Origin of the sequence: Sphingobacterium sp. SGG-5 (assembly GCF_011043525.1) — a bacterium.
Taxonomy (GTDB): domain Bacteria; phylum Bacteroidota; class Bacteroidia; order Sphingobacteriales; family Sphingobacteriaceae; genus Sphingobacterium.
In genome coordinates this window covers 318,474-333,021 of the sequence record NZ_JAAKGO010000001.1, presented here as the reverse complement: position 1 = coordinate 333,021, position 14,548 = coordinate 318,474, and the positions used below count along the sequence as shown (strand labels likewise).

Here is a 14,548-nt window from a genome sequence, read left to right as displayed (position 1 = left end):
ATCTATCCCATGAAAAAGATTTTTAATACATTATCCATCTTATTTTTACTGCAGACAGTGGGATACGCTCAGCTGCCTGCGAATAGGACTACTTCTACTAAAATAGCAGACGTATTGGCGCAACAGCCTGCGGCGGAGACCTCCAAATTTTTGGAGGCTATGAAACAGCTTGAAGATTTTACGGCGGATGACATTGCGGCGCTGCTATCGGGTCTAAAGCCACAGGGTGGCAACAATGCACCGATCGAATACGCAAGCAATTCGTACGCCCTGTATGTAATGCAATCGGGAAAAGAGCAGCTGCGGGCAACTTATGTGAAAGGTCTGCTGCAGGCACTTGACGGATTGAAAGACCCAAACAATAAGGGCTATGTGCTGGAACTGTTGAAGTTCTGTGCAAAGGATGAAGCCGTGCCAGCGGTGTCGGCGTACCTTTCGGATGAATATCTGGCTGAAAAGGCTGCACGTGTTTTAAGTGGTATACATTCGGACAGTGCTGCAAAAGCACTGAATCAAGGTTTGCAGCAAGCGGCAAGTGAGCAAGTTGCTACAGTTATCGTGGGCGCCATCGGTGAGGTGGGTGCTTCAGGAGCGGAGGACAGAATACTGGAGTTGCTACAACGCTATAATTCCGACAATTTTGGACGGGTTGCTTTGACGACCTTAAGCAAGGTAGGTACGCTGAAGTCCTACGATTATTTTGTAAATAAGGCGAAGTCCGTAAACTATAAGTTGGATAACTCGAGCACTGCGGCATTGGCCTTGAATTATGCAGAGCACTTGGCCACCACAGGGCATGAAAAGGAGGCCATCAAATTAGCGACTGGCTTTTACGACGAGGCTTCGGACCCCCAGACCGTGGGAGCCAAAGTAGGTGCACTGAAACTTTTAGCTAAATTGGATCCGAGTAAGAAACAAAAAAAGGAATTGTTAAAACTTGCTGTAGGGTCGGATGCCGTCTTGCGCAATGTTGCATTGGATCTGCTCAAAGATCAGGCTTCGGTATCGGATGCTAAGAAGTTAGCGGCTTCTCTAAAAAAGGCAAGTCCAGAGGTACAGGAGGATATCCTACAGTTCTTGGCAGATCATAATGCTGTTGCCACTGTTTCGGTCGTGGAAAAGAACTATTCCTCTCTACAAAACGCTACAGCACGCATTGCTGCGGTGAAAGCGTTGTCGGCGTTATCCAACGGCAACAATACAGCTTTCCTATTGGCACAGCTGCCCACGGCTAACGGTGAAGAACAGGAGGCTATCAAAGGGATTTTGTTGAGTTCCAAAGGTACAGATGTGGTCAATCAGATCAATCAGGCTTTAGCAACGGCGGATACAAATACGCAGTTGGCGCTGCTCGATGTTTTGAGCCAACGATCGAACGAACAATCATCTAAAGTAGTATTTGAATTACTGGAAAAGACTGCAGATGCCAAGGTAAAATCAGCAGCTTACAAAGCATTGCCAACTATGGTAAATGATAATGATTTTGAAAAAGCTATTGACGTCCTCGGGAAAGCAGAAGGTAACCAGATAAAATATGCACAACAGGCTGCTGTCGGAGCATTGTTGTATGCCAAAGATCGGGATGCAAAGGTGAAACGCCTTGCGGCAAATATTTCTAAATCCGCTGCGCCTTCAGCAGCAAAATATTTTCCCATTTTTGCGGGTGAAGGAGGAAGCGTTTCGTTAAAAACTGTCGAAAACTATCTGGGTAGCAGTAATGTTTCACGTTATGACGCTATTCAGGCATTAGCTTCATGGTCGAACACATCATCATTGGAAGCGCTCACCGACTTGTTGCGGACGGAGACAGATGCGAAAAATTTCAACACGATTTTTGGTGGTTTTATTAAACAGGTTGATGCAAGTACCTTAGCGGATGAGCAGAAAGCATTGTTACTACGTGAAGCTTTTGACCTGGCCAAAACAGATGCACAGCGAAAATCTGCATTGCGGAGTTTAAAGACGACAGGAACATATCAGGCTTTGGCTTTTGCGAGTACATTGCTGGATGATGAAAAGCTGAAGAGTGTGGCAACGGATGTGGTGATGAACATCGCCATGGATAATGTGTCTTTTGTCGGGCCGGATGTCCGTGCTTGGTTATTGAAAGCGCAAAGCAATCTTGGCGGAAGCGAAAGTTCTTATCTCAGTGAAGCTATTACACGTCATTTGGCAGAAATGCCGAGTGGTGACGGATATGTGTCGATTTTTAACGGTAAAGACCTAACAGGGTGGAAAGGATTGGTTGAAAACCCAGTCAAACGCGCAAAAATGTCACCAAAAGAATTAGCTGAGAAGCAGGCGGTTGCAGACAAGGAAATGCGGGATAGCTGGTCGGTAGTGGATGGCGAACTGGTATTTGGCGGGCAGGGAAAAAACATTGCCACAGTGAAGCAATATGGTGATTTCGAAATGTTGGTGGACTGGAGACTGGACAAGAATGGTAAGGAACCCGATGCGGGGGTGTATCTGAGAGGAACGCCACAGGTGCAGATCTGGGATATTTCCCGGACGAATGTCGGAGCACAGGTGGGCTCAGGCGGTCTATACAATAATAAGGTGCATGAGTCTAAGCCATTAAAAGTCGCAGACAACCCGTTAGGCGATTGGAATACGTTTAAGATCCGGATGATCGATGATAAAGTATGGGTTTGGTTAAATGGAGAATTGGTAGTCGATAATGTGACGATGGAAAACTTCTGGGACCGAAAACAGCCTATTTTCCCGTTTGAACAGATCGAACTTCAGGCACATGGTTCAAAAGTATGGTACCGGAATGTTTTTGTCAAAGAATTACCCAGAAAACAGGTTTTTTCGTTGAGCGAACAGGAAAAAAAAGAAGGGTTTGAGATGTTGTTTGACGGAACCAACCTGAATAAGTGGACTTCTTCACCTGCTTATGCAATTGATGAGGAAGGTGCCATTCGTGCTAACCCGAATGCGAAATTTGGCAAAAACATGTATACTAAAGAAGAGTATGGTGATTTTGTCTACCGCTTTGAATTTAAATTGACCCCCGGTGCCAATAATGGCATCGGTATACGGGCTCCGTTAGAGGGGGATGCGGCCTATTTGGGCTATGAAATACAGGTATTGGACAACGATGCAGAGGTGTATAAGAAACTGAAACCGTATCAATACCACGGCTCGGTATACGGGATCATTCCTGCGAAAAGGGGGGCGTTGAAGCCTGTAGGCGAGTGGAATGAGGAGGAAATCCGTATCCAAGGCAGTAAGATCAAGGTTACTTTGAATGGTCAGGTGATTGTGGATGGTGATATTCAAGAGGCTACGAAAAATGGCCCAGCAGATAAAAAGAAGCACCCGGGTCTGGACAGGACCTCAGGGCATATCGGTTTCTTAGGTCATGGATCGGAGGTCTTTTACCGAAATATCCGGATTAAAAAACTGTAACTTCGTCATTCTTTTTGATTTTAAAGGGTTGCCATGCAGGCAACCCTTTGTTGTTTTCCCCTATTTTTACCAACTTTATTACGTAACTTTGTAGGCTTTAATAAAAAGTGTTACTCACAGTAACGCTTAAAAAGCTAACACAGAAATAACATGGCAAATATAGTAGCGATCGTAGGTCGTCCCAACGTAGGTAAATCAACTTTATTTAATAGATTGACAGAAAGTCGCAAGGCCATTGTGGATGACTTTAGTGGTGTAACCCGTGATCGTCATTATGAAACGGCAGAATGGATCGGTAAGAAGTTTACTGTTATCGATACAGGAGGATTTGTCCACGGTTCCGATGATGTTTTTGAAGAGGCTATTCGTGATCAGGTACACATCGCGATTGAGGAGGCATCTGTCATTCTTTTTATGGTCGATGTAACGACAGGTACTACCGATCTGGACGACGACATCGCAAATATTCTGCGTCGGAGTTCGAAACCGGTATACGTTGTGGCCAATAAAGTCGATCATGCTAAACTACATTATGATTCTGTCGAATTTTATGCATTTGGTCTCGGTGAGGTGTTTAATATTTCATCGGCTACCGGTTCAGGTACGGGAGAACTGTTAGATGCGGTTGTTTCTCATTTTCCGGAACCCGAGGAAGAAGAAGAAAGCACACTGCCAAAGATGACAATTGTAGGCCGTCCCAATGTCGGCAAATCGTCGCTGACGAATGCACTTTTAGGCGTAGACCGGAATATTGTAACGTCCATCGCTGGTACGACCCGGGATTCGATCCGTATACATTATAATCAGTTTGGGCATGAATTTCTATTGGTAGATACTGCTGGATTGCGTCGGAAATCCAAAGTGAATGAAGATATTGAATTCTATTCCGTCATGCGGACCATCAAAGCCTTAGAAGATTCGGATGTCGTTATACTCATGTTGGATGCGAACGACGGTATCGAGGCACAGGATATTAATATTTTCCATCTGGCGGAAAAGAATAAGAAAGGTGTTGTCATTGTTGTCAATAAGTGGGACACAATCGAAAAAGATCACAAAACGTCGAAGGAGTTTGAAGCCCGTATCAAAGAGAAAATAGCGCCTTTTACCGATGTGCCCATTATCTTTACGTCGGTAACCGAAAAGCAGCGGATTTTTAAAGTCGTAGAAGCAGCCATGGCAGTGTACGAGAATAAAACCAAACGTATTTCTACCTCCAGGCTTAACGAGACGATGCTGGAAGTAATCGAGAATTACCCCCCACCAGCCATTAAAGGAAAGTATATTAAGGTTAAATATATTACGCAGATTCCGGGAAGATCACCCATGTTTGCTTTCTTCTGTAACTTACCGCAGTATATTAAAGATCCTTACAAACGCTTTGTAGAGAACAAGCTACGGGATAATTTTGACTTTAAAGGAGTGCCTATACAACTGTTCTTTAGACAGAAGTAGGTGATAGATGTTAGACTTTAGATGATTTCATAATTCGTAATTATTTTTATGCAACATAACCTGACCGTTTATAATACATTAACACGTACAAAGGAAAAGTTTGAACCGATACACCCGAATCTCGTGGGTATGTATGTGTGTGGTCCGACCGTATATAGCGATGTACATCTGGGCAATTGCCGAACTTTTGTGTCTTTTGATTTGATATATCGTTATTTATTGCATTTAGGTTATAAAGTTCGTTATGTACGTAATATTACCGATGCTGGACATCTTGAAGGCGATAATGATGAAGGCGAGGATAAGTTCGCTAAAAAGGCGAAGATTGAGCAGTTGGAGCCTATGGAGATCGTACAGAAATATACATTGGGCTTTCATGATGTATTGCGTCTGTTCAATACGTTGCCACCCAGCATAGAGCCTACCGCAACGGGACACATTTCGGAGCAGATTGAGATGGTTAAGCAGATTATGGAAAATGGTTATGCGTATGAAGTAAACGGCACCGTATATTTTGATGTCGACAAATATATTCAGGAACACAACTATACGATTTTGACCAACAGGAAGTTGGAAGATTTGTTGAATAACACGCGTGAACTGGGCGGTCAGGATGAAAAGCGCGGCCGCTTGGATTTTGCGCTGTGGATCAAAGCAAAGCCCGAACATATCATGCGCTGGCCGGCACCCTGGAGCGTGGGTTTTCCGGGATGGCACATCGAGTGCTCAGCCATGAGCCGTAAATATTTAGGCGATCAGTTTGATATTCATGGTGGAGGTATGGATTTAGCCGCGACGCATCATACCAACGAAATTGCGCAATCGGAAGCATGCAATCATGTGCAGCCTGCAAAATATTGGATGCATACCAACATGCTTACCGTCAATGGTGCGCGGATGTCCAAGTCCGCAGGCAATGGATTTTTACCGGGAGAACTATTTACCGGAAATCATCTACTACTGAAACGGGGATACTCTCCTATGGCCGTACGTTTCTTTATGTTGCAGGCACATTATAGAAGTACGTTGGATTTCTCCAATGAGGCATTGGATGCTGCAGATAAGGGTTATAAAAGATTGATGGCGGCAATAGGTTTGTTGGACAAAATTATACCCGCGAGTCAGAATAAGATAGATGTTGATATAAAGACACTACGTGGACGTTGTTATGCGGCTATGGACGATGATTTTAACAGCCCCGTACTCATAGCTGAACTGTTTGAGCTGGTACGTCTGATTAACTCCGTTTATGATGGAAATCAACAAATCGATGCGACGACCCTGAAAATGGTTAAAGAACTCATTCAACACTTCGTTTTTGATGTGATGGGGCTCAAAGAAGAACAAGGTGGTACAGATAGCGAACAAACAGAGACATTGATGGATATTATCATTGATATTCGTAACGAAGCTAAGAAAAATAAAGATTTTACCACTTCGGATCGTATCCGTCATGAGTTGTCTGCAATAGGTATTCAGCTGAAAGATAGCAAAGACGGAACACTTTGGAATAAGATTTGATAAGTGGAATTGCAAAGTAAATAAAATGAATTTAAAAAAGCTAGTTTATATTTTATCTGCCCTTCTCTATATTACTTCCATTTACCCGCTTTATGCCCAATTGCCAGAAAAGGTTGGCGGACTGATCGCAGCCGATCGCAACGCCGCCCGCATGTCTCAACAGGAAAGCCCGCACGCCGCGTTGATGTCGATTATCGATAAGGAATCGATCTTTTATGTTCCTTCTGCCGTGAATGCATTCAATTATCTGACGAATAGACCCAATATCGCTGACGTGATGTCCTGGGAGCCTAACTTTGCGTTGGTCGCAAAAAGTCTGGATTGGGGTGTCACCTCCGGCAAGATGGAATTTCAAAAAATGGGAGCGGTCAAACGCCATGGTCAGTATCTTACCGTTTGGAAACGCGGTAAAAAGGGGGGATGGAAAGTAGCCATACGGGCAGAAGTGGAAAATTTTGGAAAAGGACAAGCTGCTGATCTGGTTTACCTGGAGCCGGATGATTCGTGGTACCTCAAACACCGCTCACGTGTACGTTTAAAGCAGCGTGAAGATATTATATTTTCGACGGATGAACTTTTCTCTACTATCCTCAAAGCAGACAATCAGGCGGGTTATCGGGAATTCCTGACAGATAACGCTCGTTTTTATTACCCTTGGCAGGAAGAGATTATCGGCAAGACAAATGTTATGGCCTTTTTGAAAAAGCAGCGGATAGATATTGTTACCGAGCCGGTATCGGTAGGCCGGGCTTATAGTGGCGAATATGCCTATTCACAAGGTACAGCTACCGTCCATACCAAGGAGAAAGCTATAAAATTTAATTATATCCGGATATGGCAGCTCAATGAAGACTTTCAGTGGAAAGTAATCTTAGAGATGTTGTTTGAAAGATAAAAAAACCTTATTTTGAGACTACCGCATTATTATCGGTGGTCCATATCTTAAGTTCGCTACAGGACATAAAATCAGGGTTAATGGCAATATATGTACTCTCCCGACGGCTCTCAAACCACTCGCTCAGCGTCCTATTGACTTTGTCTTGTCTTGCAGCTTCTTTGATCTTAGCAAAATCCTGATCCAGATTTGCCTTATGCGGGGCAATACGTGATTTTAGATAATAAATACGATAGGTTGTTTCTCCGCTGGCTTTGTCCGTATAGAGGATGGGTTTGGAGACTTCTCCCGGTTTGAGCGGGTCAATTGCATTGAATACAGCGACATCATCCAGTTGGTTGACCGGAATCAGCGTAGAGCGGTCTTCCATGTTTGTCACTACACCCCCGTTATATTTTGTATTATTATCGTCCGAGTAGAGAGATGCGGCCGTACTGAAACCGATTTTTTTATTGGATATCTGCGTAGCTATACTGTCTATCTTTAATTTAGCCCGCTCTAAGGCAGCCGCGGTTGGTTTTATCCGGATCAGAAGGTGTCTTACTTTTACCTCTTCTCCTCTTCTGTCGAGCACCTGCAAGAAATGATAACCAAACTGGGTCTCAAATACAGGTGATATTTCGCCTTCCTTCAGCTTGAACGCCTGTGCGGAGAATTCTTTTACCCAGCTGTCCCGCGTCGAATAATCCAGCTCTCCACCGAATGGAGCAGATCCATCCTCGGAATAGAAACGGGCGATAGTGCCAAAATCAGAGCCGTTTATAATTTGTGTCCGATAACCTTCCGCTTTCTCCCTAAATTGCTCCTTTTCTTCTTTTGTTAACTCTGGTTTTAGCACCAACTGGGAATACTCAATCTCCGTATCGAAATAAGGAAGGGAATCTTTATCCAAGCTTTCGAAATAATTCTTCACTTCTTGTGGGGTCACATCAATACCGGAAACCAATTGTGCTTGCATTTTGTTGCCTTTGAGCTGTTCTGCAACCATCGGTCGCATTTCTTCTTTGTGTTGGAGAATCGATCGATTTAAGAATTCCTCTAGGCGTTCCCGTCCTCCGGCGCGTTGTGTCATCACGCGGATACGCTGATTCAGGTTATCGTCGACCTCATTTTCCGAAACCTCAATTGAATCGATCGCTGCCTGTTGTGAAAGCAGCTTGGAAGTCAGCAACTGCTGCACGATATAACATTTTACCTGTTCGCTCGGTGCATTCCCACTCGCAAGGTATTGGGTGTACTCCATCTCCAGATCCGACTGCAAGATATAACTTGTACCCACGGTGGCAATTATCCGGTCTACCAGTTGCGCTTCCTGTCCGAAGGTAAAAGTAAAAGAAGCTAATACTAAAAATACAACACTACTATATTTTTTCATGAAATTGTATGCAAAAGATCTGGTGCAAAAATATTAGAATATTTTGTAATTACTTTATTTTTAATGTAAATATCCAAGTGCAACAGGATATGCTTTACGCAAAATCTGTTTTTTACGAAGATAGAATTAATCTCGAAGAGATGGCATTGTTTAACGATTTTTAACGGAAGAATACTAGGATTAACGGGAATTACAGCCACGAATGTACGGGTATCGAAGTGAATAGTTTTTTACTGTGGTTGATTCTTTTCTTTTTTTTAATCATTTTTGTTAAGGGTAGTTGAGTTTTCTACCGTGCACTTCTCTCAATTATAAGTGAATGGACGTGGTATATAGGTTAGCAGATAAAGATATCTTTGAAAGATACTACAAAGGTATGTGCTACTTCGCGTACACGCTCATCGGTGATTATGCGTTGGCTGAAGATTTTGCTCAAGATGCATTCATCGCCTATTTCAAAAAAAAGGATGAAATCTCATCGCATGAACCCATCATAAAATCCTACCTCTATTCATCTGTTAAGAATAATATTCTCAACTGGCACCGACGTAACAAAGTTCAAAAGAAATACTGGGAAACCACAGGTTTCATGGAATACGATGATGTAGATATACATAACGCTATCATCGAAACTGAAGTGATGGAGCAGATTAATCAAATCATCAACGAGCTCCCTGAAGCATGTAGATTGATATTCAAATTAAGCTATTTAGAAGGAAAGGGTAATCAAGAGATTGCGAACGAATTAAACCTCAGTGTAAACACCATTAAAACACAGAAGAGAAGAGGATTGAAATATATACAATCCAAACTAAACCCCGAGCTTTTCTTAGGCTTGATTTCTTTTTTCTTTATAAAATAAAAAAAACTTGTCATCCTTTTTTGCTGTTTCGGTTTCTTAGGTTAAATATGAGCCTGAAAACTGACAATATAGCCAATATAATCGTTAAGCATATCCAAGGGAAATGCACTGCCGAAGAAATCGATGCATTGACACGATGGTCCAAGGCTGATCCCCGTAACGAAGCATTGCTGAATGGATTGCTTGACACAACGGATATCGAGCAAAAGTTGATGGTATGGAATGCGTTTAATGAAGATAAAGCATGGCAGCAGGTCTCCTCGCATTCAAGTCCTATATATCCTATTAGACGTACATCCCGTCGCTTAAGATGGATAGCAGTCGTTGCCAGTGTGCTCTTATTATTAGTAGCAGGGCTGATCATCTATACAAATCGACTCAATTCCGCCGATAAAACTATGCCACGGATTGTGGCTTCCACCCATCCTAAGTATAAAAACGATATACTTCCCGCTGTAGAAGGCGCAACTCTTTTATTAGCAAGCGGTGAGAAAGTAGCTTTGTCCAGTGAGATAACGATAGAAGATAATGGTCATGTGCTCAATCAGGACAATGATAAGATTGCTGATTTGTCAAGATCGGAAGAAGTAGTTTACCATGAGCTCATTGTCCCTCAAACCCATTTTTTTACATTTAAGCTCCCTGATGGAACAAAGGTATGGGTTAACGCAAATTCGAAATTAAGATTTCCGTCACGCTTTTTAGGAGATACACGCCACATCCAATTGGAAGAAGGTGAAGCATATTTTGAAGTCGAGCGAAACGAAAAACAACCCTTTATTGTAGAGACTTCAGAAGCTAAGATCAAAGTTTTGGGCACGCGTTTCAATGTCAAGAATTACCAGCATGGCTTTGTCACTACATTGGCCGAAGGTAGTGTAGAGGTATATAATGATCATAGCCGTCAGAAAATTCGACCTCGGCAGAAAGCTTTTATGAGAGGTGAAGAATTGGTGGTAAGAGAAGCCGATCTGAAAAAAGACTTAGCATGGAAAAATAATATTTTCTATTTCCGGAACGACAATCTAAAGAATGTTATGCAACAGATAGAGAATTGGTATGGTGTACAGGTTGTAGTCAATAAAAGCTTGATTAACAGCACCACATATTCCGGTGAAATAGAACGAGATGTGCCGCTGTCAGAAATCCTGAATATGTTGGAATTTACATCTGGATTGAACTTTTCCCTAGAAGGGACTAAATTATATATTAAACCTAAAAAATGATAAACAATATGACATAGCAAAAAAAAACAGGAGTGTTAGCGCACCCCTGTATAATCCGATTAACCCAGTTTCTAATTTAAATTAATCCAATCATTCAAATGTATGAATAACTTTTTAGTTGTAAAAGAATTTCATGCCCGATATTCTTTATTGTTCCGATGTCTACGAGTCATGAAAATCACCGCGTTAATTTTGTTTGTTGGTATGTCGGTGGCCTTTGCTGAAAGTAAAGCCCAACATATCACGCTGAGTTTGACGGATGCTCGATTGGAAGAGGTCTTTTCTTCTATAGCATCACAGAGTCCTTATAGATTTTTTTATAGCGACAACATCCTGAACGGAGCGCCTAAGGTATCGATCGATGTCAGAGGTGCTTCTATCAAAGAGGTGATGGATAAAGTGCTGCGCGGCCAAAAATTGACCTATAAAGTGTCGTCTGAAACAGTTATGGTCACCGTGCGCGAAAATGTTCCAACCGTTGAGGCAAAGACTATTCAAAACCAAATAACAGGTGTAGTACAGGATGATGCAGGCAACCCGGTTGCTGGGGCATCAATAATCGTAAAAGGTACGTCTGCCGGTACTACGACCGACAGTAACGGTAGATTTCGTATTGCTGCTGCACCAAATTCGGTTTTGGAGATCCGATTTATAGGGTTTAGATCGGAGGAGATCAACGTCGGGAATAAGACGGAGATTACCGTGGCACTGCGTGAAGACGACACGGCTATCGAAGCTGTAGACGTTGTCGCTACGGGGTATCAGAATATCGATCGAAAGCTTTTTACAGGGTCGACGGCCAAGATAAATGCGAAAGATGCGGAACGTGCCGGTGTGCCAGATATCTCCAGGATGCTGGAAGGGCAGGCTGCTGGTGTCGCTGTACAAAATGTATCGGGTACTTTTGGCGCGGCTCCTAAGATACGTGTTCGAGGAGCAACTTCATTATCGGGGGATAATAAACCTCTTTGGGTTATTGATGGTATTATCTTGCAAGATGTCGTTAATATCTCCAATGAAGCATTATCTACAGGAGACGCCAACACACTTATTGGATCATCTGTTGCAGGACTAAATCCGGATGATATTGAATCTTTCACGATTTTGAAAGATGCCGCTGCCACGGCTATGTACGGTGCGAGAGCGATGAATGGTGTGATCGTCGTGACTACAAAGAAGGGACGTAATACCGACGGAAAGCCGAATGTCAATTATTCGGGAACTTTCACAACCTATCTCAAACCAAACTATAATCAGTTTGATATTATGAATTCAGCGGAACAGATGTCTGTGATGCTCGAGATGGAAAACAAAGGGTATTTCAATCACTCGGCAACTTCACGTAGTGCCAACGGTGGGATATTTACAAAAATGTATAATCTATTATATGACTACGATGAAGCGACCGATAGCTTTGCATTGGTGAATACCTTGGAAGATCGATTGAATTTTCTACAGCGCTATGCGCGAGCCAATACCGACTGGTTTGATGTCTTATTTAAAAATTCGCTGATGCAGGAACATTCCGTCAGTGTGTCCTCAGGTACGGCCAGATCACAAACCTATTTTTCTACAAGTGCCATGATGGACAATGGACAAACATTGGGGGACAATGCCAAACGATATACTGCCAATATCCGAAATAATTTCAAGATGAATGATCGACTTTCCGCGGAGTTTTTGGTTAATGGCTCGGTACGTGACCAACGCACGCCCGGTACGCTTCAAAGAAGTTCGGATGAGGTATTTGGCGCATATTCCAGAGATTTTGATATTAACCCCTATTCTTACGCATTGAATACATCTCGATTGATAACCCCGTACAATGAAGATGGTAGTTTGGAGTATTTCACAAGAAATTATGCTCCATTTAATATTATCAATGAACTGAATACAAATTACCTTAAGCTTACCATGTTGGATTTGAAGGTACAGGTGGGACTACGGTACAAAATAATCCCGCAGCTTACTTATTCCATTGACGGAGCTTACCGGTATGCAAAGACCGAAAGACAGCATTATGTATTGGATCAGTCCAATATGGTAGGAGCTTTCCGAGCAGCAGGTGATGCGACAATAGCGCAAGCCAATGATTTTCTGTATACAGACCCGGACTATCCTAATTCTCTACCCCAAATTGTATTGCCTGAAGGAGGATTCTATAATACAACGTTGAACAATATCAAGAATTTCTATATGCGGCATAATGTTGAATATAATGAAGTGTTTGAGAGGCACAAACTGAACCTATTCGGTTCGGCAGAGGTTATTTTCACAGATCGTCAAAATTCCAATTATGAAGGGATTGGTTATCAGTACGGTAATGGAGGTTTGGTTAATCCAAACTATCGATTTTTCAAAAAAATGATTGAAGGAAGTGATCCATACTTTGGAATGGGGTTGCAATATGACCGGTTTGTGGCGACAATGGGTAGGGCTGCTTATTCCTATAATGACCGGTACAGTGTGAATGCGACTATACGATACGATGGGTCCAATCAAATGGGAGAAACTGCTGTGGCACGATGGCTGCCTACATGGAATATTTCAGGAGCATGGGATATTGATCAAGAAAGTTTTTTCAATCCAGAAGGAGCCATCCTCTCTGCCATGCGGCTTAGAGGTACATATGGATTAGTGGCCAGCATGGGGAATGCTAATAATTCATCCACGGTGTTTTATAACCGTATAACTTACCGTCCATATGAAAATGAAAAAGAAGCGATGATTTATGTCTCTAGCCTAAAAAATACCGAATTGACTTGGGAAAAACTATATGAGCTCAATATCGGTACAGATTTAGCGCTTTTTAACAACAAAATCAATATCACCGCGGATTGGTACAGACGTAATATCTTTGACTTGATTGCTGGTATCCGCACATCGGGAATAGGAGGACAGTATACTAAACAAGCCAATGCAGGAGAGATGAAATCAAGAGGATTTGAGTTTACTGTAGCAGGCTCACCAGTCAAACGCGAAGGGGGCTTTAATTGGCGGACTCAACTGAATTTTGCCGTGAATAAGAATAAGGTAACCCGCCTGGATGTCAATCAGAATATATGGACATTGGTGCGGCCCGAAGGAGCTCCATTAGAAGGGGCCTCGCAACGAGGCCTGTATTCTATTCAGTTTGCCGGTCTCAATCCGAACTACGGATATCCTACCTATATTGATGAACGAGGGGACCAAAACACGTATCTATATTTGCAAAGTACAGATATTGATTATTTGAAATATCACGGCCCGGTCGATCCAACATTTACGGGTGGGTTTTATAATCAATTTAGATATAAGGATTTTACATTATCAACCTTGTTAACCTTTTCAACAGGAAATTTTGTTCGTATGGAGCCGACCTATACCACTTTTTACAACGATTATACATCGATGTCTAAAGGTATGGTTAATCGTTGGTTAATGCCAGGAGATGAAAATTACACAGATGTTCCGGCGATATTGGATCAGTTTACGCGGGATAATAGAGTGATCAGGGCGAACGGGACGACTATCAACCCGCGCTATACCTATAACGCTTATAACTACTCGGATGTTCAAGTAGCCAAAGGGGATTTTGTAAGGCTCAAAAATATCTCACTCACCTACCAAATTCCCGCCAGATTAGCGAAAAGATTAAGTATGTCTAATGCGCAAATTTCCTTGGTAGGCAATAATGTGGCGTTACTTTATTCGGACAAGGATTTAAAAGGTGCCGACCCGGAGTTTTTCAATAATGGAGGTGTGGCCATGCCAATTCCGCGGCAGTACACATTTTCACTTAAGATGGGATTTTAAAACCG

8 protein-coding genes are annotated in these 14,548 nt (G+C 42.6%); 7 read left to right on the top strand and 1 reads right to left on the bottom strand.

The features are described 5' to 3' along the window. The first annotated feature begins 9 nt into the window (after nt 1–9). The 4 genes from G5B30_RS01380 (at nt 10) to G5B30_RS01365 (ending at nt 7,285) form a co-directional block, all read left to right on the top strand. Nucleotides 10–3,414: a DUF1080 domain-containing protein gene (locus tag G5B30_RS01380; RefSeq protein ID WP_165318157.1), complete on the top strand. Its 3,405-nt coding sequence runs from the start codon at nt 10–12 to the stop codon at nt 3,412–3,414. Nucleotides 3,415–3,564: 150 nt separating this feature from the next. Next, a complete protein-coding gene (gene der / locus G5B30_RS01375) occupies nt 3,565–4,869 on the top strand; it encodes a ribosome biogenesis GTPase Der (protein WP_165318156.1) in 1,305 nt (434 codons plus the stop codon). 48 nt (nt 4,870–4,917) lie between these two features. Beyond that, the gene (gene cysS / locus G5B30_RS01370) at nt 4,918–6,390 is read left to right on the top strand and encodes a cysteine--tRNA ligase (protein ID WP_165318155.1); all 1,473 of its coding nucleotides are present in this window, start codon (nt 4,918–4,920) and stop codon (nt 6,388–6,390) included. Between the two features lie 25 nt (nt 6,391–6,415). Beyond that, complete coding sequence (locus G5B30_RS01365) at nt 6,416–7,285, top strand: DUF4440 domain-containing protein (protein WP_165318154.1); 870 nt, start codon at nt 6,416–6,418, stop codon at nt 7,283–7,285. 7 nt (nt 7,286–7,292) lie between these two features. On the opposite strand, the gene G5B30_RS01360 is transcribed toward G5B30_RS01365, so the two are convergent. After that, entirely contained in the window at nt 7,293–8,660 is a 1,368-nt protein-coding gene (locus tag G5B30_RS01360) for a peptidylprolyl isomerase (protein WP_165318153.1), read from the bottom strand. 325 nt (nt 8,661–8,985) lie between these two features. Here G5B30_RS01360 and G5B30_RS01355 point away from each other — a divergent pair, with 325 nt between their 5' ends. The 3 genes from G5B30_RS01355 (at nt 8,986) to G5B30_RS01345 (ending at nt 14,543) form a co-directional block, all read left to right on the top strand. Continuing rightward, entirely contained in the window at nt 8,986–9,522 is a 537-nt protein-coding gene (locus tag G5B30_RS01355; RefSeq protein ID WP_165318152.1) for an RNA polymerase sigma-70 factor, read from the top strand. A 47-nt stretch (nt 9,523–9,569) separates the two neighbouring features. Then, a complete protein-coding gene (locus G5B30_RS01350; RefSeq protein ID WP_165318151.1) occupies nt 9,570–10,748 on the top strand; it encodes a FecR family protein in 1,179 nt (392 codons plus the stop codon). Nucleotides 10,749–10,850: 102 nt separating this feature from the next. After that, nucleotides 10,851–14,543: a SusC/RagA family TonB-linked outer membrane protein gene (locus G5B30_RS01345; protein WP_206366972.1), complete on the top strand. Its 3,693-nt coding sequence runs from the start codon at nt 10,851–10,853 to the stop codon at nt 14,541–14,543. Nucleotides 14,544–14,548 lie beyond the last annotated feature (5 nt).